The sequence below is a fragment of the Aquincola sp. J276 genome (assembly GCF_024700035.1).
Classification (GTDB): domain Bacteria; phylum Pseudomonadota; class Gammaproteobacteria; order Burkholderiales; family Burkholderiaceae_C; genus Aquincola; species Aquincola tertiaricarbonis.
In genome coordinates this window covers 3,410,831-3,433,116 of record NZ_JAJONC010000001.1, presented here as the reverse complement: position 1 = coordinate 3,433,116, position 22,286 = coordinate 3,410,831, and the positions used below count along the sequence as shown (strand labels likewise).

The following is a 22,286-nucleotide window of genomic DNA, read 5'->3' as shown; positions in this document are numbered from 1 at the left end:
AGCGCGGCGCGCTGCCACCCGGGGGCCCGGCCCGGCAACCCGGGCCGGCGGTACGTCGACAACAGCCGGCCGGTCAGCCCACGCTGGCCAGCAAGCCGCTCTCGGCCAGGCGCATCGAGGCGATGAGCTGGCGCGTGGCCTCGCCGGCTTCGGCCCAGGCCTCGCAACCCGCAGCCTCGGCGCCGGCCGCGGCGGCCGGCTCGCCGATGCCGCACAGGGCCGCGTCCAGCAGGGTGTCGTCCGCCGACAGCAGCGTGTCCAGCGCAGGTGCGCCGGCCGCGATGGCCAGGCCTTCGGCCGTGTCCGGTGCCACGTTGAAGTACACGTCCACCATCTCGATGGAAGAGCCATCGGTGCGGGTGGCGGTGCTGGCCTCGCCCAGCAGGTTGCCCCACTGCTCGACGGCCTGGTCCACGTAGGCGGTGTTCAGGCTGGCGATGCCGGCCTCGGCCAGCGTGCGCAGCTCGCGGGCGTCGGTGGCATGGTTGCCGTCCGCGTCCTGCCACAGCAGCAGCTGCGAGAAGGCCGTGTCCTGCGCATCCACCAGGCCGTCGGCATTGCTGTCGAAGCTGGCCAGCTTGGCGAAACCCTGCCCCTTGGTGCCGCCGAACAACTCGCTGATGTCGTCGATGCAGCCGTTGCCGTTGACGTCCACCGCCAGGAAGGCGTCACCCGACGAGATCCAGCCGGAATGCAGCGCACGGCCGGTGCCCAGCAGGTCGAAGGTGCCGGTGGACTCGGCCAGCAGCGTGGTCTGGATGCCGTTGCCGTCCATGTCCAAGACGATGGGGCTGTAGCGGTAATAGCTCGACGTGTCGGTGATGCACACCGACAGCGCCGGCTCGCAGACTTCCACCGCACCGGTGTTCACGCCGGTCAGGTTGAGCTGGAACCACTCGACGGCGGCCTCCTGGTAGTCGGTGCGGCCGACGTTGCACCAGTCGTCGAAGCCGTAGCCGCCGTACAGGAAGTCGCCATCGACGTACACCTTCTCGCGCCAGGCTTCGACGCTGAAGGCGGCCGACATGGTCTGGCCCGCCTTGACCGTCACGTAGAAGCCGCCCGCAACACCGGCGATGGCACCTGCCGGGTTGTACAGGGCGTAGTCCCAGCTCATGTCGGCCGGCCCGGTGGCGGTGCACAGGTTGCCGTATTCGTCGAAATACTGGTTGTGGTAGTACTGCTTGTAGTGGTGGTAGCCGCCCGCGTCGGTGCCACCGCCGGCGGCGATGCGCTGGTCGCCGGCCCAGCCCAGCGTGCGGCCGGCGGTGCCGCCGGCGGCACTGACGTAGTACACCGTGTCGTAGGCCATCGCGGTGTTCAGCTGCACGCGGTAGCTGCCGACCGAGCCTTCGTGGAGCTGGCTGTCGCCCACCAGGCTGGCGCACGGCGGGGGGATCAAGCCGGCGTCGATGTCGGTGCGGACCTGGCCCAGGCCCAGGGTGAACACGGCGGTGTTGCCTTGGGCGTCGATGTCGGAATCGAGCGTGTCGCTGGTGTTGCCGTTGGCATTGGCGACGGTCACCTCGTAGCCCGGGCGGCTGAAGTTCAGCGTGTACTGGCCTGCGGCCAGTTCGGTGAAGGCATAGCTGCCGTCCGCGCCGCTGACCGTGGTGGCCGAGACATCGTCGGCGGTGCCGAAGACGTTGTCGAAGCCCGCGCCACGCAGCACCACGGTCACGCCCTCCTGACCCGCCTCGCCGGCATCCTGCAGGCCGTTGCGGTTGCTGTCCGCCCACACGCGGTCGCCGACCGAGGCGGTCTTGATCTGCTGCAGGCCGATGTCCACGCTGTGGTCGGCCACGCCGGGGCGCAGGGTGAAGGTGGCCACACCGGCGCTGTTGGCGTCGGAGTCGAGGAGGTCGTCACCGGCATTGGCCAGCGTCGCCTTGAAGCCGGCGGCCTGCACCTGCACCCGGTAGCTGCCGGATTCCAGCGTGTCGAAGCGGTAGGCGCCGCTGGCGTCGGTGGTGGTGGTGCGGATCACGTCATCGGCCGTGCCCAGCACGCCGTCGGCGCCGCGGGCGGTCAGCCTGACCTGCAGGCCGGCCAGCCCGACCTCGCCCGCGTCCTGCAGGCCGTTGCCATTGGCATCCAGCCACACCCGGTCGCCGACGCTGCTGCCCGGCACCTCATTGAAGCCGGCGGACACATTGGCCGCCGTGGCCCCGGTGCCTACGGTGAACACGCCGGTGGTGCCGGTGGTGGTGTCCACGTCGGAGTCCCGGTCGTCCTGCGTGTTGCCCAGCGCGTCGCGCTGCGTGTAGACGAAGCTGTTGGGCGCCGCCACGGTGACGGTGTGGGCGCCAGCGGCCAGGCCGGTGAAGCTGTAGCTGCCGTCGGCCCGGGTGGTGGTGCTGCGCAGCACGTCGTCGGCGGTGCCGAACACACCATCCCAGCCGGCGCCCTTCAGCGTGACCTGCACGCCGGCCAATCCGCCTTCGCCGGCATCGCTCAGGCCGTTGCCGTTGCGGTCGCTCCAGGCCTGGCCGGAGACGACCGAGGTCTTGACCTGCTGCAGGCCTGCATCCACGCCGCCCGCCTGGCCCGGCGCCAGGGTGACCGTGGCCGCGCCGGTGGCATCCACGTCCGAGTCGATGGCGTCGTTGCCGGCGTTGACCCTCGTGAACTGCAGCCCGGTGGGCGCGGTGAAGGTGGTGGTGTAGGTGCCGCTCTTGAGCCCGCTGATCAGGTAGGCGCCATCGGCATTGGTGATGGTGGTGCGCACCACGTCGTCGGCCGTGCCGAGCATGCCGTCGGCACCGGCGCCGGTCAGGCGCACCTGCACGCCGGCCACGCCCACCTCGCCAGCATCCTGCAGGCCGTTGCCGTTGGCATCGAGCCAGACACGGTCGCCGACGCTGGCGGCGGCGCGCTCGCTCAGGCCTGCCGCGATGTCGGTGCGGGTGGTGGAGCTGCCCAGGGTGAACACATCGGTGCGGCCGGTCGCGGCATTGACGTCGCTGTCGTCGGTGTCGCGGGTGTTGGACAAGGCATCCTTGACCGTGAACTCGTAGGCCGCAGGCGCTTCCACCCCCAGCACGTAGTTGCCGCCCGCCAGGTTTTCGAAGCTGTAGTTGCCGTAACTGTTCGTGGTGGTGACCTGGCTCACGTCGTCGGCCGTGCCGAAGACGCCATCGAAGCCGGCGCCGCTCAGGCGCACCTGCACACCGGGCATGGAGGCTTCGCTGGCGTCGTACAGGCCGTCGCTGTTGAGGTCGTTCCAGACCCTGCCGAACAGCACCGAATCCTTCACCTGCTGGTAGCCCGCATCCACATCGGCGGCCTGGCCGGTGGCCAGGGTGACGTTGGCCACGCCGTAGCCGCTGATGTCGGAGTCGACGTTGTCCGGGGCGGCGTCGGCGCCGGTGATGCGCAGGCCGGCCGGTGTATCGAAGCGCAGCGTGTAGCTGCCGGCGGCCAATTGGTTGAAGCGGTAGGCGCCGTTCGCATCGCTGACGGTGGTGACGGCCACGTCGTCGGCGGTGCCGCTCATGCCGTCCGCACCGGCGCCGCTCAGCTGGATGCGCACACCGGCCACGCCGGCTTCACCCGCGTCCTGACGGCCATTGCCATTGGCGTCCAGCCACACGCGGTCGCCGATGGAGGCGGTGCGGATGGCGGCCAGGCCCGCGTCGACGCTGGTGAGCTTCTGGCCGGCGTTCAGTGAGAAGACATCGGTCTGGCCGGTCACCGCGTTGGCGTCGGAGTCCAGCGCGGCATTGGTGCCTGCACGCTGCGTGGTGTAGGTGAAGCCGGCGGTGGTGCCGAAGCTCAGCGTGTAACGACCGGCGGCCAGCGCCGAGAAGCTGTAGTTGCCGTAGACGTCGGTGGTGGTGCTGGCGGCCACGTCGTCGGCGGTGCCGAAGACGTTGTCCAGGCCGGCGCCGCGCAATTGCACCGACACGCCGGCCATGCCGGCCTCGGTGCTCTGCTGCACGCCGTCGTAGTTGCCGTCGCGCCAGACCTTGTCGCCGATGGAGGCGGTCATCACCTGCTTGTAGCCTGCATCGACCGACACGTTCGTCTGGTTCGCGGCCAGCGTGACAACCTGCGAGATGCCGGTGGTGACGTTGGCGTCGGAGTCGATGCTGTCGTTGGTGCCCACGTCACGCGTGGTGAACACCAGCCCGGCCTGCTTGCCGAACACCACCTGGTAACGGCCCGCCGCCAGCCCATTGAAGCCATAGGCCCCGCTGGCGCCGCTGGTGGTGGTGGCGGTGGTGTCGTCGGCGGTGCCGAACAGGTTGTCCAGGCCCGCGCCCTGCAGCGTGATGGCGATGCCGCCGATGCCCGCCTCGCCGGCATCCTGCAGGCCGTTGCCATTAACGTCGTGCCACACGCGGTCGCCGATATGGCCGGTGTTCAGCGGGCGCAGCCCGGCGTCCACCACGGCGCCCTGGCCGATGCCCAGCGTCACCACGGCGGACTGGCCGCTCGCGTTCACGTCGGAATCCACCGCGTCGTTGCCGCCCACGTCCTGCCCGGTGAAGCCGTAGCCGGCCGGGGCACCGAAGCCCACCTGGTACTGGCCACTGGCCAGGTTGCCCAGGCTGTAGCCGCCGCCCGGCCCGGTGACGGTGGTGGCCACGGTGTCGTCGGCGGTGTTGAACTGGCCGTCCAGGCCGGCGCCGCGCACCGTCACCGTCACGCCGGCCTGCCCGGTCTCGCCGGCGTCGCGCACGCCGTTGCCGTTGGCATCCACCCAGCTGCTGCCGCTGAGGGTGGAGGCCTTGACCGCGCGCACGCCGGCGTCCAGCGTCAGGTTGGTCTGGCCGGCGGTGAGGGTGAACACCTGCGTGCTGCCGTTGCCGTCCACATCGGAATCCAGCGCGTCGTTGCCGCCCAGGTCGCGCCCGGTGAAGACGTATGCGGCGGCCGAACCCACGCTCAGCTGGTAGCGCCCGGCCTGCAGGCCGGTGAACTGGTAGTTGCCGTTGGCATTGGTGACGGTGCTGGCGCTGGTGTCGTCCGCAGTGCCGAAGGTGCCGTCGGCGCCCGCGCCGCGCACGGTCACGGCCACACCGGCCAGGCCCGCCTCGCCCAGGTCCTGCACGCCGTTGCCGTTGGCGTCCAGCCAGACACGGTCACCCAGCACCGCGTTCGGGATGCAGAAGCTGATGTAGTTGGGCGTCGGGTCCAGGTCCACCGAACCATTGCCGGCGGTGCCGCCGTCATCACGCACCTGGAAGCCGAACACCGCGGTGCCCGAGACATTGGCCGGCGGCACATAGGTCAGCAGGCCGGCGCGCACGTCCTCGATGCGCACTTCGGTGCCGGCGGTCACGCGTACGCCGTTCAGGCGCAGCTCGCCTACGGCGGGCGGGTCGCTGATCAGCACGCTCCTGAAGGCATGGCCATCGGCCACGTCGCTGAAGCCGAAGTCGGCTTCCTTCAGCACATAGGGACTGCCGTCGGGCAGGTTGATGCCGCGGTCGGTGCCGGATGGGGCGTCGTTCACCGGGTCGATCACCACCTGCAACTGCATCAGCACGACGGTGGTGCCGTTGTCCACGGCCAGGGTAAACGAGTTGACGCTGCCGAACCAGTCCGCCCAGCCGGTGGCGGAGATGCGCAGCGTGTCGCCGTCCACCATCTGCATCAGCTCGGTGGGCACGGTGACCAGTTGGCCGCTGCGGTCCAGGTAGCTGACGCTGCTGACCACCACCGTGCCGGTCGGCGTGTAGCCGGCCTGCTGCAGCAACGCGGGGATCTCGAACTGCCGGACGGTGTCCTCGTCCAGGTGAACGGCGGTGGCGTACGTGGGGGTGGTCATGCGGGGCTCCTGAAGTTCTTCTGGGCGCCGCATCGGGTGCGCGCCTCAGGCCGTGGTCTGCGGGCGCGGATTCTCAGTGATCAAAACGATGGTTTTGATATATCCAGACAGATTGCTTGGGTGCAGCTGTCACAGCGTGAACATATAAACGTCACTTTTCACGGCCGTTCGTGAAAATTTGCACCCGAAGAAGGCTTGCCAAGGCGGCAGTACGCCACGCAGACACCCCCCGAACGGGGGTGGCACCACCCGTCAATCCCAGGCGGGCAGCACGGCCTGGCGCAGCGGTGCGCGGGCCTGCTCGAAACCGGGCAGCGTGTTGCGCACCACCTGCCAGAAGGCCGGCGAGTGGTTCATCTCGATGAGGTGCGCCAGCTCATGCACCACCACGTAGTCGATGGTGGCTTCGGAAAAGTGGATCAGCCGCCAGTTCAGGCGGATGGCGCCGCTGGCGCTGGCGCTGCCCCAGCGGGTGGCGGCGCTGCTGAGCGACAGCCGCTTGACGGCCACGCCCATGGCCGGCGCGAAGTGCTGGCAGCGCGCCTCGAACACCCGGCGCGCCTGGCGTTGCAGCCAGGACTGCACCGCATCACGCACCTGCGCCGCGCCGGCGGCCGGCGGCAGTCCCAGGCGCAGCTGCATCGGCTGGCCGGCCGCCGCGTCGGCCGCCACCAGCTGGGCGCCGGTGGTGGTCGCGTCCAGCCGCACCTGCACCGGTGCGCCCAGGAAGGGGAACTCGGCCCCGTCGCCCCATTCCACGCGGGCGGCCAGCTGGCGGTGCTGCCGTTCCCGCTGCTCCTGCAGCTTGCGCAGCACCCAGGCCCCCTTGCTGCGCAGCGCGTCCTCGATGTCGCCCATGCGCACCCAGCGCGGCGCGCTGACGGCCAGGCCATCGGTACCCACCACGAAGCCGATGCTGCGCCGGCGCGCGCGTCGCAAGGCATAGGCCACGCGGTGGCCATCCAGCAGCAGCTCGTGCGTGGCTTGCGGGTGGCGGAACTCGGGCGGCTGGGGCGTGGCCGGCGCCGCGCTGGCAGCGGCGCGGTCGAACAGCGCCAACTGCTGCGCCGCTGCCGTGCCGCCGTCGTTCATCGGCCGGCGCTCCGGTAGGCCTCGGGGTCCAGGCGCTGCATCTCGGACTCGATCCAGGCTTCCACCTGGCGCATCAGCTCTTCCGGCTTGCGGCCCTCGGAAGGGATCGGCGTGCCGATGGACACGTCGATCACGCCCGGCCGCAGCACGAAGCTCTTGCGCGGCCAGCAGCGAGCCGAGGTGACGGCGATGGGCACCACCGGCGCGCCGGTGGTCACGGCCAGCCGGGCGGCGCCGCTCTTGTATTCGCCGCGCTGGCCGCGCGGTATGCGCGTGCCCTCGGGAAACATGATGACCCACACCCCGCGCGACAGCAGCTCGCGGCCCTGCGAAGCGACCTTGGCCCAGGCCTGGGTGCGGCGGCCGCGGTCGATGTGGATCATGTCCAGCCGAGCCATCGACCAGCCGAAGAACGGGATGTAGAGCAGCTCCCGCTTGAACACATAGGCCAGCGGATGCGACATCAGCGTGGGGAACGCAAATGTCTCCCAGGTGGACTGGTGCTTGGGGCACAGGATCAGCGGGGCCAGCTTGTCCTCGCCGCTGGGCAGCCGTTCCATGCCCTGCACCCGGTAGTGCACGCCGCAGATGTGCTTGGCGCCCAGGATGCACAGCCGCAGGAAGAACATGCACACGCGGTACACCGGCTCGCCGCGCACGAAGATCGACAGGGTCATCGCGACGATGGCGATGGGGATGACGGTGACCACCATCCACAGGAAGAACAGCGCGGAACGCAGTACAGGCAGCATCAGGCAAGGCCCATCGGGCCGGAGTCGAGGTCGGCGGCGTCGGCGGTGCCGCGCAGCATGTGGTCCGCGAAGCCCGCCAGGTCGGCATGCACGCGGGTTTCGGGGGCCACCGCCAGCCACTCGGCCAGCGAGGCGTCGTCCAGCGCCGCCGCCCGGCCGGAGCGCACCAGGTGCGGCTGGCAGCCGGCGGCATGGGCGGCTTCCAGGTCGCGCGGGTTGTCGCACACCATCGGCACCTCGGCCAGCGGGGCGCCGTAGCGCTGGCCGATCTGCTTCATCAGCCCGGGCAGCGGCTTGCGGCAGTCGCAGTGGTCCTCGGGCACGTGCGGGCAGAAGAACACCGCGTCGATGCGGCCGCCATGCGCGCCCAGCAGCTTCATCATGTGGGCATGCACCGCGTTCAGCGAGGCCATGTCGATCATGCCGCGGCCGATGCCCGACTGGTTGGTGGCCACCACCGCATGCCAGCCGGCATGGTTGAGGCGGGCCACCGCGTCCAGCGCACCGGGAATGGGCGACCACTCCTCGGGCGCCTTCACATGGTCGTCGCGGAAGTGGTTGAGGATGCCGTCGCGGCCGAGGATGATGAGCTTGGGCGGTGTCATGGCCCGCAGTATCGGGACAGCCGCCCGCGCTTGCCAGCCGCCGGCGTCATTGCGCCAGCTTCGACAGGTCGGCCACGCGGTTCATCGCGGCATGCAGCGCCGCCAGCAGCGCCAGCCGGTTGGCGCGCAGCGCGGCATCGTCGGCGTTGACCATCACGCCGTCGAAGAAGGCGTCGACCGGGGCCTTCAGCGCCGCCAGCGCCTGCAGCGAGCCGGTGTAGTCCTGCTGCTCGAACAGGCGGTCGGACTGCGGCTGCACCGCGGCCAGCGCCGCCGCCAGCTGCTGCTCGGCCGGCTCCTTCAGCAGCTCGGCCCGGGTTTCCGTGGGCAGCGCGCCCTCCACCTTCTTGAGGATGTTGCCCACGCGCTTGTTGGCCGCGGCCAGCGAAGCGGCCTCGGGCAGCGCGGCGAAGGCGCGCACCGCCTCCAGCCGGCGCGGCACGTCGCCCAGGCGGGCGGGGGCCAGGGCCAGCACCGCGTCCACCTCCTGGGCGCTGTAGCCCTGGTCGCGCAGGTTCACTGCCAGGCGGTCGGCGAAGAAGCCCAGCAGCGCGGCGCTGGGATCGGTGATCAGCGCGCCGAAGGCCGGCACCGCCGCCTTCAGCAGCTCGGGCAGGTCCAGCGGCAGGTTCTTCTCGACCAGGATGCGGATCACGCCCAGCGCATGGCGGCGCAGCGCGAACGGGTCCTTGTCGCCGGTGGGCAGCTGGCCGATGCCGAACAGGCCCACCAGCGTCTCGAGCTTGTCGGCCAGCGCCACCACGGTGCCGGTGTGGTTGCGCGGCAGCGCGTCGCCGGCAAAGCGCGGCTTGTAGTGGTCCTCGATGGCGATGGCCACACCGTCGCGCAGGCCCTCGTGGCGGGCGTAGTAGCCGCCCATGATGCCCTGCAGCTCGGGGAACTCGCCCACCATGTCGGTCAGCAGGTCGGTCTTGGCCAGCAGCGCGGCCTGGTCGGCCTTGTGGCCCAGCATCTGCAGCTCGTCGTGCGACTGCACCGAAGCCGGCTGGTGATCGCCCAGCTGGTGGACGATGGCGCGGGCGATGAAGCGCACGCGCTCGGTCCGATCACCCTGGCTGCCCAGCTTGCCGTGGTACACCACCTTGCCCAGGCCTTCGACCCGGCTGGCCAGCGTCTTCTTGCGGTCCTGGTCGAAGAAGAACTTGGCGTCGGCCAGCCGCGGGCGCACCACGCGCTCGTTGCCCTGGATCACCGCGCTGGCGTCATCGGGGCGGATGTTGCTCACCACCAGGAACCGGTTGGTCAGCTTGCCCTGCGCGTCGAGCAGCGGGAAGTACTTCTGGTTGGCCTTCATCGTGAGGATGAGGCACTCCTGCGGCACGTCGAGGAACTCGGGCTCGAAGCGGCATACCAGCACGTTGGGCCGCTCCACCAGCGCGGTCACCTCGTCCAGCAGCGCCTCGTCGTCGATAGGCGTCAGGCCCTCGCGGCCGGCGGCGGCCTGCAGCTGGCGCAGCAGCTCGGCGCGGCGGGCGTCGAAGCTGGCGATGACCGCGCCGTCGCGCAGCAGCGCGTCGGCATAGGCGTCGGCATCCGGCAGCTCGATGACCGGCAGCGCCGCCTCGAAGCGGTGGCCCTGCGTGCTGCGGCCGGCCTGCAGGCCCAGCGTGGCGATCGGCACCACCTGGCTGCCGTGCAGCGCCACCAGGCCGTGCGCCGGGCGCACGAACTTCACGTTCTGCCAGCCGTCGGCCAGCTGGTAGGTCATCACCTTGGGGATGGGCAGGCGGGCCAGCGCCTCGTCGAAGGCCTTCTGCAGGCCTTCGGCCAGCGCGACGCCGGGCACCACGGTGTCCAGGAACAAGGCCTCGGCCTTGCCGTCGACCCGCCGCTGCAGCGAAGGCACGGCCGACGCATCGGCGCCTACCGCAGCCAGCTTCTTCAGCAGCGCCGGCGTGGGCTGGCCATCGGCCGTCAGCGCCACGGCCACCGGCATCAGCTTCTGCTGCACCGGCTTGTCGGCCGCTTGCGCGGCGACGCCGGTGACGTGCACCGCCAGCCGGCGCGGCGAGGCGTAGGGCGTCACCACCGCATCGGCGCCGGCCAGGCCCTGCACGCGCAGCGAATCGGCCAGCGTGCCGGCAAAGCTCTCGCCCAGCTTCTTCAGCGCCTTGGGCGGCAGTTCCTCGACGAACAGCTCCACCAGCAGGTTCTTCACGTCGGCGCCCATCACGCGGCCTTCTTCTGTGCTTGTTGTTCGATCTGCGCGATGACCTCGTCGGCCCACTCGCGCGGCGCCATCGGGAAGCCCATGCGCGCCCGGCTGGCCAGGTAGCTGGCCGCCACCGCCCGCGCCAGGTTGCGGATGCGGCCGATGTAGGCGGCGCGCTCGGTCACGCTGATGGCGCCGCGGGCGTCCAGCAGGTTGAAGGTGTGCGCGGCCTTGAGCACCTGTTCATAAGCCGGCAGCGCCAGCTGCTGCGTCATCAGGTGCTGAGCATTGCCCTCGTGCGCGCCGAAGGCCTGCAGCAGGAACTCGACGTTGCTGTGCTCGAAGTTGTAGGTGCTCTGCTCCACCTCGTTCTGGTGGAACACGTCGCCGTAGCTGATGCCGGGCGCGTACACCAGGTCGTACACGTTCTCCACGCCCTGCAGGTACATCGCCAGCCGTTCCAGGCCGTAGGTGATCTCGCCGGTGATGGGCCGGCAGTCGATGCCGCCCACCTGCTGGAAGTAGGTGAACTGAGTCACCTCCATGCCGTTGAGCCAGACCTCCCAGCCCAGGCCCCAGGCGCCCAGCGTGGGGTTCTCCCAGTCGTCCTCGACGAAGCGCACGTCGTTCTTCTTCAGGTCGAAGCCCAGCGCTTCCAGCGAGCCCAGGTACAGCTCCAGGATGTTGGCCGGTGCCGGCTTGAGCACCACCTGGTACTGGTAGTAGTGCTGCAGGCGGTTGGGGTTCTGGCCGTAGCGGCCGTCCTTGGGGCGGCGGCTGGGCTGCACGTAGGCGGCCTTCCAGGGCTCCGGGCCCAGTGCGCGCAGGAAGGTGGCGGTGTGGCTGGTGCCGGCACCCACCTCCATGTCATACGGTTGCAGCAGCGCGCAGCCCTGGGCGTCCCAGTAGCTTTGCAGGCGAAGGATGATCTGCTGGAACGTCAGCGTCGTCATGAGGGTGCTCGGTGCGCGGAAAGGCCGCGAGTTTACGGGGCGGTGGCGCGGCGCCGGCCCAGCGCCGCGGCGGCCAGCACGGCCAGCGCCAGCACCAGCGGCGGCCACAGGCCGAAGCGCGAGGCCCAGCGCACGAAGGGCGTCAGGCCTTCGCGGCCCTCCACCTCCGCCGCCAGCGTGCCGCGGGTGAAGGGCGCCATCTGCGCCAGCACCTGGCCGCGGTGGTCGATCACGGCGGTGGCGCCGGTGTTGGTGGCGCGCAGCATCGGCCGCTGCAGCTCCAGCGTGCGCATGCGCGAGATGTGCAGGTGCTGCTCGATGGCGATGGTGTTGCCGAACCAGCCGATGTTGCTGACGTTGGCGAAGATCGTCGGCGCATCGGCCTCGCTGGCGAAGCGCTGAGCCAGCTCCTCGCCGAACAGGTCCTCGTAGCAGATGTTGGGCGCCACCCGCTCGCCGCGCACGCTGAACGAGGGCGCCGCCAGCGGCCCGCGGTTGAAATCGCCCAGCGGGATGTTCATCAGCTCGGTGAACCAGCGGAAGCCGGTGGGAATGAACTCGCCGAAGGGCACCAGGTGGTGCTTGTCGTAGCGGTAGAAGCCGTCCGTGCTGCCCACCGTCGCGGCCGACACGCCGGCCACCGAATTGGTGTAGCCGGCCTCGTAGCTGCCCAGCGGCAGGCCGATGAGGCCCGCCCGCTGGCCACCGGCAAAGGGCGCGGCGAAGGCCTGCCAGTTCTCCGGCCCGAGCTGCGCCGGCAGCAGCGGAATGGCGGTCTCCGGCGCGATCACCAGGTCGCCGCTCGCGCCGCGCAGCGAGGCCAGCAGCCAGTCCAGCGCCTCGGGCATGCGGTCGGCGGCGAACTTCTCGTCCTGTGCCACGTTGGTCTGTATCAGCGTGACGGCCAGCCGCTGGGTGGGCCGGCTCCAGTCGCGCGCGGCCAGCGGCGCCAGGGCCAGCGCGGCGACCAGTGCCACCAGGCCGCCCAGCCGGCGCGGCGCCGGTCCGCTGCCTGCGGCCAGGCTGGCCAGCAGCGAGGCCGCCAGCGCCGCCACCGCGCCGATGCCATACACCCCCACCCACGGCGCCAGCCCGGCCAGCGGCCCGTCCACCTGCGCATAGCCGGTGGCGATCCAGGGGAAACCGGTGAACAGCACGCCGCGCGCCAGTTCCGCCAGCAGCCAGCAGGCGGCGAACAGCGCCGCATCGGGCAGCGCCCGGCCGCGGCGCAGGCGGGCGAACACCGCCAGCGCCAGGCCCAGGTACAGCGACAGGCCGGCCGACAGCGCCAGCACCGCGGCCACCGCCAGCGCCGCCGGCAGCCCGCCGTAGACATGCAGGCTGATGAACAACCACCAGGTACCGGCCGCCAGCCAGCCGGTGCCGAAGGCCCAGCCCGCCAGCGCCGCGGCGCCCGGCCTCAGCCGCTGTGCGGCGCCGGCCAGCAGCGCCAGCAGCAGCAGCGACGCCCACCAGGCCCCGGTATGCACGAACGGCAGGCTGAACAGCGCCCCGCCGGTGGCCGCCAGCAGCACGGCCGCCGCGCCGCGCAGCGCGGGCGACCGGGAGGCCGCGCCAGTCACCGCGGCCGTCACCGCGGGGCGGCGTCCGGCGCGCGGGTGACCTTGAACCAGCGCACCGCACCGCCACGCGTCAGCATCACCTCGAAGCGCAGGCCGCCCACCTCCACCGCTTCGCCGCGGCGCGGCACCCGGCCCAACTCGTGCGCCACCAGGCCGCCGATGGTGTCGAACTCATCCTCCGGCAGCGTCACCGCGAAGGTTTCGTTCACTTGGTCGATCTCGACATCGCCCGCCACGCGCTGGGCGCCGTCGGCCAGGGTGTAGATGCCGGATTCGGCGTCTTCCTCGTCGAATTCATCCTCGATCTCGCCGACGATCTCCTCCAGCACATCCTCGATCGTCAGCAGGCCGGCCACGTTGCCGAATTCGTCGATGACGATGGCCAGGTGGTTGCGGTTGCTGCGGAAGTCGCGCAGCAGCTCGTTCAGGCCCTTGCTCTCGGGCACGAACACCGGCGGCCGCAGTAGGGTGCGCAGGTTCAGCTCGGGCGCGCGCTGCAGCTTGAGCAGGTCCTTGGCCAGCAGGATGCCGATGATGTTGTCCCGCTCGCCCTCGTACACCGGGAAGCGCGAATGGCCGGTGTCGATCACCTGGGCCAGCAGCTCGTCGTAGTCGGCGTCGATGTCCAGGCGGTCGATGTGGAAGGCGGCCACCATCACGTCGCCCGCGCTCATGTCGGCCATGCGGATCACGCCCTCGAGCATGCCGCGGCTCTGCGGGTCGATGAGTTCACGCTCTTCGGCGTCCGCCAGCGATTCGATCAGTTCGGCCTTGGAGTCGGGGCCGGGCGAAATGAACTCGACGAGGCGATCGAACAGGCTGCGTCGCTCCTGGGCGTCGCGGTCTACCGGTTTGTGCACTGGATGGACATGCGGATCGGAAGCCACAGGATACCGCAAGGCAGAAAATCACATCGGCCCGACTCGTGCTTGACACACCCGCCCACTTGCAGGACAGTCGCCCGCCCCCATTTGAGGCGGTTGTCGTACATCCAGCCACCGAGCGCCTGCCATGTCCAAAGGTCTGATCCCCGCCACCATCCTCACCGGCTTCCTCGGCAGCGGGAAGACCACGCTGCTCAAGCGTGTGCTCACCGAAGCCCACGGCCAGAAGATCGCCGTGATCGAGAACGAGTTCGGTGAAGAGAACATCGACAACGACATCCTCGTGTCCAACGAGGGCGAGCAGATCATCCAGATGAACAACGGCTGCGTCTGCTGCACGATCCGCGAGGACCTGCGCTCCACGCTCGCCGACCTGGCCGAGAAGCGCCGCAAGGGCGAGCTGCAGTTCGACCGCGTGGTGATCGAGACCACCGGCCTGGCCGACCCCGGCCCGGTGGCGCAGACCTTCTTCATGGACGACGAGGTGGCCGAGAGCTACCTGCTCGACTCCGTGCTGACGCTGGTGGATGCCAAGCATGCCGACCAGCAGCTGAACGACCGCCAGGAGGCGCGCCGCCAGATCGGCTTCGCCGACCAGATCTTCATCAGCAAGACCGACCTGGTGGACGAGGCCTCGGCCGACGCGCTGGCCCATCGCATCAAGCACATGAACCCACGCGCGCCGCAGAGCCGGGTGCATTTCGGCGAGGTGTCGCTCGACAGGATCTTCGATCTGAAGGGCTTCAATCTGAATACGAAGCTGGAAATCGACCCTGATTTCCTGACGGCGGACGATGGCCATGCGCACCATCATCACGACCACGATCATGAGCACGGCGAGCACTGCGACCATCCGCACCACCATGCCCATGACGACGATGTGAAGTCGTTCGTGTTCCGCTCCGACCGTGCCTTCAGCCCGACCAAGCTCGAGGATTTCCTCGGCTCCATCGTGCAGGTGTACGGGCCGAAGCTGCTTCGCTACAAGGGAGTGCTGTTCATGAAGGGCAGCGACCGCAAGGTGATCTTCCAGGGCGTGCACCAGCTGATGGGCAGCGACCTGGGCCCGAAGTGGATGCCGGGCGAGAAGCGTCAGAACAAGATGGTCTTCATCGGCATCGACCTGCCGCGCGAGATCCTCGAGCAAGGGCTGTCGCAGTGCCTCGTGTGAAGGACGATTGACCCCCCAGGGGCGTGGCTACAATCCGCGCGCCCCGAGGAGGCGATCCCTCGCACCTCGGCCTGCGCAGCGGATACAAATACCGTGAAGAGGAGTGCGAAGTGAGCAAGACACCGGCCAAGAGCGAGCGCCGCGAGGCCTCCGCCAAGCCCGCGACCCGGGCCAGCAAGGCAGCTGCCGCTGCCCCCGTGGCCGCCCCGCTGCCCAATGACAGCGCCAGCCGCTTCGCAGACCGCTTCGCGCCAGCGAAGCCGCCCGCCCGAACGTATTCAGATCAGGACATGGACACCGTCAAAGCCCCCGTCAAGCACGACCCCAAACTGGCCAATGCCTGGAAGACCAAGAGCGGGCGTGAACTCACCGAGCCGGAGCTGCTGGCGATGCCGGACGATGAGTACATGAACGACAAGCAGCTGGAGTTCTTCCGCGCCCGCCTGGTGGGCCTGAAGGACGACCTGCTGAGCAATGCCGGTGAAACCACCGAGCACCTGCGCGAAGACACCTCCATCGTCCCCGACCCGGCCGACCGCGCCACCATCGAGGAAGAACATGCGCTGGAGCTGCGCACCCGCGACCGCGAGCGCAAGCTGCTGAAGAAGATCTCGCAGTCGCTCGCCCGCATCGATTCCGGCGAATACGGCTTCTGCGACGAGACGGGCGAGCCCATCGGCCTGGGCCGGCTGCTGGCGCGGCCCACCGCCACGCTGTCTCTCGAGGCGCAGCAGCGCCGAGAGATGAAGCAGAAGATGTTCGGCGACTGACCGACCGACCCGAAGGCAGGTTCATGGCGGACCCCAAGGACGAAAGCTTCTTCCGCAAGGTGGTTCGCTTCGTGGCCAATCCGGCCACCGACTGGTCCGACCTCAATTCACGCCAGCCCGAGGACGGCGCGCTCGAGATCGAGCGCTCCGAGCTGAAGGCGATGGTGGAGCGCAAGCGCCGCAACGACTTCGTGCGCAAGCGCGAGTTCGACATGCTGCGCAAGCTGCGCCGCGAGGGCCTGTCGCCCGAGCAGCTGGCCGCCCTGGGCGGCTCGTCGCGGCTCGACGATTCCGACGCGCGGGTGTCCGAGCACCATGCCTCGGCACGGCCGGAAGGCGGCGTCAAGGCGAAGATCGACGAGATCGAGCAGCAGATGGTGGGCAGCGGCCGCATGGGCGCCAGCACCCGCCCCGGCACCGTGGGCGACACCCGTGCCGGACCTCTGTCCGCCCGCACCACGATGCCGGCGGTGATGGACAACCTGCCGCACCCCGGCCGCACCCGCCCCGGCGCGCTGCCGCCGGCCGAGCCGCCGCTGCCCCGCCTGGAACCCGAGCGCCCGGCGGGCGTGCCCAGCCATGCGGTGATGGCCCCGGGCCTGCCGCCGCTGTCCGGCTCACAGCCGGTGCCTGCCGAGTGGCCGCCGCGCACGTCGGTGCCGGCCAGCCCGCCGGCGGCCCACGCTCCCGGCGGCCCGCAGACCGACTTCGGCGGCGCCTTTGCCGTGGAAGTGAGCGAGGCGGTGCACGACCCCGAACTGGACGAGGCCGTCATCGCCTTCGCCAATGCCGACTTCGCGCAGTGCGAGGACTCGCTCGCCCAGCTCACCGGCAGCCAGGGCAGCCGGCTGGAGCATGGCGAGACCTGGCTGGTGCTGTTCGACCTCTACCGTGCCACTGGCCAGCAGAACAAGTTCGAGCAGCTGGCGGTGGAATATGCCCAGCGCTTCGGCTGGTCGGCGCCGCAGTGGTTCTCGATGCCGCGCCTGGTGGCCGAGGCCGCCGCCGCCAACGATCGCCCTGCCACGCTGCGCAGCGCCACGCCCGCCGTCGGCTGGACTGCTCCGGCGCTGCTGGATGCCGAGGCCGTGGTGCGCCTGCGCGCGCAGACGCTGCAGATGCCGCTGCCCTGGGTGTTCGACTGGGCACCGCTGCAGCAGGTGGATGCCGAGGCCGCGGTGCTGCTGTCGGGCATGTTTCGCCAGTGGGCCGAGGAGCCGCTGGACATGCGCTGGCTGGGCGGCGACCGCCTGCTGCAGGTGCTGGCCGAAGCCGCACCCACCGGCGTGCGCGATGCCGACCCGGCCTACTGGGTGGCCCGGCTGGACGCGCTGCGCCTGGCCAACCGCGCCGACCAGTTCGACGAGGTCGCCATCGACTACTGCGTGACCTACGAGGTGTCCCCGCCGTCGTGGGAGCGCGTGCGCTGCAAGCTGCGGCTGCGCAGCAGCGGCCACAGCACCCAGGCGCCGTCGATGTCGCAGGTCAGCGAGGTGTCCACCAGCTTCCTCGAATCGGGCCTGCTGGACGATGCACATGGCGTGCAGATGGCCACGGTGGAGCTGTCGGGCCAGCTGGTGAGCGACATCGGCCCCACGCTGCGGGTGCTGGACCAGCAGCTGGGCAGCGCCGCGGTGGTGACGGTGAACTGCAACCGCCTGATCCGGGTCGACTTCATCGCGGCCGGCGACCTGCTGAACTGGGTGCTCGCCAAGCGCAGCGAGAACCGCGAAGTGGTGTTCGCCGATGCGCACCGCCTGGTGGCGCTGTTCTTCGGTGCCATGGGCATCAACGAGCACGCCCGGGTCAAGGTCCGCAACAACTAGACAGGCGCGTCCCCCCGGCGCGCTTTACCCGGCCGGCGCTTGAATGCCGGCCCCGCAACGCCAGATGCACTCCATGGACTCACAAACCCCGGTGTTTCACGGCACCACCATCGTCAGCGTGCGACGTGGCAACCTGGTCGCGCTCGGCGGCGACGGGCAGGTCACGCTCGGCAACATCGTCGTCAAATCCACCGCCCGCAAGGTGCGCAAGCTCTACCGCGACCAGGTGCTGGCCGGTTTTGCCGGCGCCACGGCAGATGCGTTCACGCTGTTCGAGCGTTTCGAAGCCAAGCTGGAGAAGCACCAGGGCCACCTGGTGCGCGCCGCCATCGAGCTGACCAAGGACTGGCGCACCGACCGCGTGCTGCGCCGCCTGGAAGCCATGCTGGCGGTGGCCGACCGCCAGGCCTCGCTCATCATCACCGGCAACGGCGACGTGCTGGAGCCCGAGAACGGCATCATTTCCATCGGCTCCGGCGGCCCGTATGCACAGGCCGCGGCCAAGGCGCTGCTGGAGCACACCGAACTGCCGCCGCAGGACGTGGTCAAGCAGGCGCTGGTGATCGCCGGCGACCTGTGCATCTACACCAACCAGAGCCACACCATCGAGGTGCTCGGATGAGCATGACCCCGCAAGAGATCGTTTCCGAGCTGGACCGCCACATCGTCGGCCAGGGCAATGCCAAGCGGGCCGTGGCCATCGCGCTGCGCAACCGCTGGCGCCGCCAGCAGGTGGACGAGAAGCTGCGCGCCGAGATCACGCCCAAGAACATCCTGATGATCGGCCCCACCGGCGTGGGCAAGACCGAGATCGCGCGCCGCCTGGCCAGGCTGGCCGACGCGCCCTTCATCAAGGTGGAAGCCACCAAGTTCACCGAGGTGGGCTACGTGGGCAAGGACGTGGACAGCATCATCCGCGACCTGGTGGACATGGCCGTCAAGCAGGAACGCGAACTGCAAGTACGGCGCAAGCGCAGCGCCGCCGAAGACGCGGCGGAGGACCGCATCCTCAACATCCTGGTGCCGCTGGCACGCACGCCGGCCGTGGGCTTCGACACCACCGCCGCCGCGCCGCCGGCCGACAACACCGCGCGGCAGGTGATGCGCAAGCGCCTGCGCGAGGGCACGCTGGACGACAAGGAGATCGAGATCGACCTGGCCGAGGCCAAGCCGCAGCTCGAGATCATGGGTCCGCAGGGCATGGAGGAGATGGCCGAGCAGCTCAAGGGCCTGTTCTCCCAGATGGGCGCGGGCAAGCGCAAGACGCGCAAGGTGAAGATCGGCGAGGCGCGCAAGCTGCTGGTCGACGAGGAAGCGGGCAAGCTGGTCAACGAGGACGACATCAAGACCGCCGCGCTGCACAACGCCGAGCAGAACGGCATCGTCTTCATCGACGAGATCGACAAGGTGGCTTCGCGCAGCGAGCACGGCGGCGGTGCCGAGGTCTCGCGCCAGGGCGTGCAGCGCGACCTGCTGCCGCTGGTCGAAGGCACCACCGTCAACACCAAGTACGGCATGGTGAAGACGGACCACATCCTGTTCATCGCCTCGGGCGCGTTCCACCTCACCAAACCCAGCGACCTGATTCCGGAGCTGCAGGGCCGTTTCCCCATCCGGGTGGAGCTGGGCTCGCTGTCCGTCGACGATTTCGAGGCCATCCTCACCAGCACGCATGCCAGCCTGGTCAAGCAGTACGAGGCCCTGCTGGCGACCGAGGGCGTGAAGCTCGACATCACCGCCGACGGCATCCGCCGCCTGGCGCAGATCGCCTTCGACGTGAACGAGCGCACCGAGAACATCGGCGCGCGGCGCCTGTCCACCGTGATGGAGCGGCTGCTGGACGAGGTGAGCTTCGACGCGCCCAACCGCAGCGGCCAGACCGTCACGCTCGATGGCGCGGCGGTGGACGGCAAGCTGTCGGAGCTGTCGCAGAACGAGGACCTGTCGCGCTACATCCTGTAGCGCGCAGATTGCACCCTACAACGCCAGGCGATGGGACTGCATCACCAGCAGTCCGTCGAAGATCAGGGACTCGACCAGCTCATGGTCGACGTCCAGGTCGGGCGCCACCTTCCAGCCGGCACCTCCGGTCACCAGCACGATGGGCGTCTTGCCCGTGCGGGTGCGCAGGTGCCTGTGCATGCGCTCGATGGCGCCGGTGATGGCGAAGGTGCCGCCGCTCGTGAGCGCGTCGGAGGTATTGGTCGGGAACTCGCGCACCTCGCCGGTGGGCACGCGCAGGCCGGCGGTGCCGCTCTCCAGCGCGCGCAGCATGATGCCGTGGCCCGGCAGGATGATGCCGCCGAGGAAGCGGCCGTCCGGCGTGAGCGCATCCACCGTCACCGCGGTGCCCATCATCACCACCAGCACCGGCCGGTGCGAGCCGCGCGAGCGCATGTGCCAGTGCGCGCCGATCAATGAAGTCCAGCGGTCGGCGCCGAGCCGGCTGGGATGGTCGTAGCCATTGACGATGCCGCCCTCGTGCGCGCCGGGCACCACCCAGCGCGGCGTGAAGTCCCACAGCTCCAGCTGCTCCTCCACGCGGCGGCGCACCGCGTCACCTGCCACGTTGCAGCCCAGCATGCTGGTGGGATGCGGCAGCCTGGCCCATGCGCCCTCGGCCAGCTCGTCGATGGTTTCAAGAAAGGCCGCGCCGTGTTCCAGCAAGGCGGCGCCCGGCGCGGGCGATGCGTACAGCGCCCACTTCAAGCGGGTATTGCCGATGTCGATGGCGAGGAAGCTCATGGCGCAAGGGGAAAGGGACGCGCGATTGTGCCGAATGGTCCGATGCCGCCCGCCTCCGGCAACCCCGGGCTTACGCGGGGGTGGTCTGGCCCGGTGCCTCGGTGGCCGCCTGGCTGTGCTGCAGCCGCCACATGCGGGCATACACGCCGTCCAGCGCCAGCAGCGCCGCATGCGGGCCACGTTCCACCACGCGTCCCTGCTCCATCACGACGATCTCGTGCGCATCCACCACGGTGGACAGCCGGTGCGCGATCACCAGCGCCGTCTTGCCACGCGCGGCGCTTTGCAGCTCGGCCTGGATGGCGCGCTCGTTGGCTGAATCCAGCGCCGAGGTGGCCTCGTCGAAGATCAGGATCGGCGGGTTCTTCAGCAGCGTGCGGGCGATGGCCACGCGCTGCTTCTCGCCGCCGGACAGTTTCAGGCCGCGTTCGCCGACGATGGTGTCGTAGCCCTTGGGCGTGCTGGCGATGAAGTCGTGGATGTGCGCCGCGCGGGCCGCGCCCTCGATCTCGGCCTGCGAGGCCTCCGGCCGGCCGTAGCCGATGTTGTAGGCCACGGTGTCGTTGAACAGCACGGTGTCCTGCGGCACGATGCCGATGGCCGCGCGCAGGCTGGCCTGCGTCACCTGGCGGATGTCCTGCCCGTCGATGGTGATGCGGCCGGCGCCGGCGTCCACGTCGTAGAAGCGGTACAGCAGCCGGGCCAGCGTGCTCTTGCCCGCGCCCGACGGGCCCACCACCGCCACCGTCTTGCCGGGCGGAATCTCGAAGCTCACGTCGTGCAGGATGGGCCGGTGCGCCGCCGCGCCCTGCGGGCCGGCCACGCCGTCGTAGGCGAAGTTCACCTGCTCGAAGCGCACGCGGCCCTCGGTGACCTGCAGCGGCGGCGCGCCGGGCACGTCGGCCACCTCGCGCTCGCGCTCCAGCAGCAGGAACATCTTGTCCAGGTCGGCCAGGCCCTGCTTGATTTCGCGGTAGATCACGCCCAGGAAGTTCAGCGGCACGTACAGCTGGATCATGAAGGCGTTGACCATCACCAGGTCGCCCAGCGTCATGCGGCCGGCCACCACGCCCTCGGTGGCGCGCCACAAGCATGGCGATCAGCGCGGCGGCGATGATGAGCTGCTGCCCGGTGTTGAGCAGCGACAGGGTGCGCTGGCTCTTCACCGCGGCCCGGCGCAGGTTGTTCAGGCTCTCGTCGTAGCGGCGGGCTTCGAACTGCTCGTTGTTGAAGTACTTGACCGTCTCGTAGTTCAGCAGCGAGTCGATGGCCCGGCTGTGCGCCTTGGAGTCCAGCTCGTTCATCTGCTTGCGGAACTGCGTGCGCCATTCGGTCACCGCCACGGTGAAGCCGATGTACAGCAGCAGCGCCACCAGCGTGATGCCGGCGAACCAGGCATCGAACTTGACGCCCAGCAGCGTCAGCACCATCACCATCTCGATCAGCGTGGGCAGGATGCTGTAGAGCGAGTACGAGAACAGCGACTGCACCGCCCGCGTGCCGCGCTCGATGTCGCGCGTCATGCCGCCGGTCTGGCGCTCCAGGTGGAAGCGCAGGCTCAGTGCATGCAGGTGCTGGAACACCTGCAGCGCGATGCTGCGGGTGGTGCCTTCGGTGGCCTTGGCGAACACCAGCTCGCGCAGCTCGGTGAACAGGGAGGTGGACAGCCGCAGCAGCCCGTAGGCCACCAGCAGCCCCACCGGCACCACCAGCATCGACTGCACCGAGCCGGGCTGGATGGACAGCCGGTCCACCAGCTCCTTCAGCAGCAGCGGCACGCCCACGTTGGCCACCTTGGCCAGGATCAGGAACGACAGCGCCAGCCCCACCCGCCAGCGGTACTGCCACAGGTAGGGCAGCAGGCGGGCCAGGGTGCCCCAATCGGAGCGGCGCTGCGTGGGATCGGCAGCGGCCGAAGGCGGCATGTGGGACGAGCTGGCGGCGGCGCGCATCGTG

Annotated in this window: 14 protein-coding genes and 1 pseudogene; 5 read left to right on the top strand and 10 right to left on the bottom strand. The window is 69.8% G+C overall.

Features of this window, described 5'->3' with window-relative positions; translation table 11 throughout:
* Window positions 1-73 precede the first annotated feature (73 nt).
* The 8 genes from LRS14_RS15945 to LRS14_RS15910 all read right to left on the bottom strand — a co-directional run bounded on the left by LRS14_RS15945 (window position 74) and on the right by LRS14_RS15910 (window position 13,794).
* On the bottom strand, window positions 74-5,776 hold the full coding sequence (locus tag LRS14_RS15945) for an SdrD B-like domain-containing protein (protein ID WP_257800136.1): 5,703 nt from the start codon (window positions 5,774-5,776) through the stop codon (window positions 74-76).
* Between the two features lie 252 nt (window positions 5,777-6,028).
* Window positions 6,029-6,868, bottom strand: a complete 840-nt coding sequence (locus LRS14_RS15940) for a M48 family metallopeptidase (protein ID WP_046111003.1) — start codon at window positions 6,866-6,868, stop codon at window positions 6,029-6,031.
* Window positions 6,865-7,617 (bottom strand): 1-acyl-sn-glycerol-3-phosphate acyltransferase, encoded by a 753-nt coding sequence (locus tag LRS14_RS15935; RefSeq protein ID WP_157039403.1) that lies wholly within the window; start codon window positions 7,615-7,617, stop codon window positions 6,865-6,867. Before LRS14_RS15935 ends, LRS14_RS15940 begins: the two co-directional genes overlap by 4 nt.
* 2 nt (window positions 7,618-7,619) lie before the next feature.
* Window positions 7,620-8,225 (bottom strand): D-glycero-beta-D-manno-heptose 1,7-bisphosphate 7-phosphatase, encoded by a 606-nt coding sequence (gene gmhB, locus LRS14_RS15930; protein ID WP_257800135.1) that lies wholly within the window; start codon window positions 8,223-8,225, stop codon window positions 7,620-7,622.
* Window positions 8,226-8,271: 46 nt separating this feature from the next.
* On the bottom strand, window positions 8,272-10,416 hold the full coding sequence (glyS, locus tag LRS14_RS15925; RefSeq protein ID WP_257800134.1) for a glycine--tRNA ligase subunit beta: 2,145 nt from the start codon (window positions 10,414-10,416) through the stop codon (window positions 8,272-8,274).
* The gene (gene glyQ / locus LRS14_RS15920; protein WP_046110999.1) at window positions 10,416-11,351 is read right to left on the bottom strand and encodes a glycine--tRNA ligase subunit alpha; all 936 of its coding nucleotides are present in this window, start codon (window positions 11,349-11,351) and stop codon (window positions 10,416-10,418) included. Before glyQ ends, glyS begins: the two co-directional genes overlap by 1 nt.
* Window positions 11,352-11,383: 32 nt before the next feature.
* Complete coding sequence (gene lnt, locus LRS14_RS15915) at window positions 11,384-12,946, bottom strand: apolipoprotein N-acyltransferase (RefSeq protein WP_257800133.1); 1,563 nt, start codon at window positions 12,944-12,946, stop codon at window positions 11,384-11,386.
* The gene (locus LRS14_RS15910) at window positions 12,943-13,794 is read right to left on the bottom strand and encodes a transporter associated domain-containing protein (RefSeq protein WP_257800132.1); all 852 of its coding nucleotides are present in this window, start codon (window positions 13,792-13,794) and stop codon (window positions 12,943-12,945) included. The genes lnt and LRS14_RS15910 overlap by 4 nt, the downstream gene beginning before the upstream one ends.
* A gap of 151 nt (window positions 13,795-13,945) precedes the next feature.
* Here LRS14_RS15910 and LRS14_RS15905 point away from each other — a divergent pair, with 151 nt between their 5' ends.
* From LRS14_RS15905 to hslU, 5 genes are all read left to right on the top strand, one after another.
* Window positions 13,946-14,989 (top strand): GTP-binding protein, encoded by a 1,044-nt coding sequence (locus LRS14_RS15905; RefSeq protein ID WP_046110997.1) that lies wholly within the window; start codon window positions 13,946-13,948, stop codon window positions 14,987-14,989.
* A gap of 110 nt (window positions 14,990-15,099) precedes the next feature.
* Window positions 15,100-15,759 carry an RNA polymerase-binding protein DksA gene (dksA, locus tag LRS14_RS30320; protein ID WP_232315229.1) on the top strand — a complete coding sequence of 220 codons (660 nt, stop codon included), beginning with the start codon at window positions 15,100-15,102 and terminating at the stop codon, window positions 15,757-15,759.
* A 23-nt stretch (window positions 15,760-15,782) separates the two neighbouring features.
* Window positions 15,783-17,585 carry an STAS domain-containing protein gene (locus tag LRS14_RS15895; protein WP_257800131.1) on the top strand — a complete coding sequence of 601 codons (1,803 nt, stop codon included), beginning with the start codon at window positions 15,783-15,785 and terminating at the stop codon, window positions 17,583-17,585.
* Window positions 17,586-17,658: 73 nt separating this feature from the next.
* Window positions 17,659-18,207, top strand: coding sequence for an ATP-dependent protease subunit HslV (gene hslV / locus LRS14_RS15890; RefSeq protein ID WP_046110994.1), 549 nt, complete (start codon window positions 17,659-17,661; stop codon window positions 18,205-18,207).
* Window positions 18,204-19,547: an ATP-dependent protease ATPase subunit HslU gene (gene hslU, locus LRS14_RS15885; RefSeq protein ID WP_257800130.1), complete on the top strand. Its 1,344-nt coding sequence runs from the start codon at window positions 18,204-18,206 to the stop codon at window positions 19,545-19,547. Before hslV ends, hslU begins: the two co-directional genes overlap by 4 nt.
* A 15-nt stretch (window positions 19,548-19,562) precedes the next feature.
* Here hslU and LRS14_RS15880 read toward each other — a convergent pair whose 3' ends face one another.
* A complete protein-coding gene (locus LRS14_RS15880) occupies window positions 19,563-20,330 on the bottom strand; it encodes a type III pantothenate kinase (protein ID WP_046110992.1) in 768 nt (255 codons plus the stop codon).
* Window positions 20,331-20,400: 70 nt separating this feature from the next.
* Window positions 20,401-22,282 (bottom strand): annotated as a pseudogene (locus tag LRS14_RS15875) (ABCB family ABC transporter ATP-binding protein/permease).
* Between the last annotated feature and the right edge of the window lie 4 nt (window positions 22,283-22,286).

Excerpts from the sequence above, each read along its gene's own strand:
- LRS14_RS15940 (WP_046111003.1), bottom strand. The coding sequence starts at position 6,868 with ATGAACGACGGCGGCACGGCAGCGGCGCAGCAGTTGGCGCTGTTCGAC.
- LRS14_RS15905 (WP_046110997.1), top strand. The coding sequence starts at position 13,946 with ATGTCCAAAGGTCTGATCCCCGCCACCATCCTCACCGGCTTCCTCGGC.
- glyS (WP_257800134.1), bottom strand. The coding sequence starts at position 10,416 with ATGGGCGCCGACGTGAAGAACCTGCTGGTGGAGCTGTTCGTCGAGGAA.
- gmhB (WP_257800135.1), bottom strand. The coding sequence starts at position 8,225 with ATGACACCGCCCAAGCTCATCATCCTCGGCCGCGACGGCATCCTCAAC.
- LRS14_RS15945 (WP_257800136.1), bottom strand. The coding sequence starts at position 5,776 with ATGACCACCCCCACGTACGCCACCGCCGTTCACCTGGACGAGGACACC.
- LRS14_RS15880 (WP_046110992.1), bottom strand. The coding sequence starts at position 20,330 with ATGAGCTTCCTCGCCATCGACATCGGCAATACCCGCTTGAAGTGGGCG.
- hslV (WP_046110994.1), top strand. The coding sequence starts at position 17,659 with ATGGACTCACAAACCCCGGTGTTTCACGGCACCACCATCGTCAGCGTG.
- glyQ (WP_046110999.1), bottom strand. The coding sequence starts at position 11,351 with ATGACGACGCTGACGTTCCAGCAGATCATCCTTCGCCTGCAAAGCTAC.
- LRS14_RS15895 (WP_257800131.1), top strand. The coding sequence starts at position 15,783 with ATGGCGGACCCCAAGGACGAAAGCTTCTTCCGCAAGGTGGTTCGCTTC.
- hslU (WP_257800130.1), top strand. The coding sequence starts at position 18,204 with ATGAGCATGACCCCGCAAGAGATCGTTTCCGAGCTGGACCGCCACATC.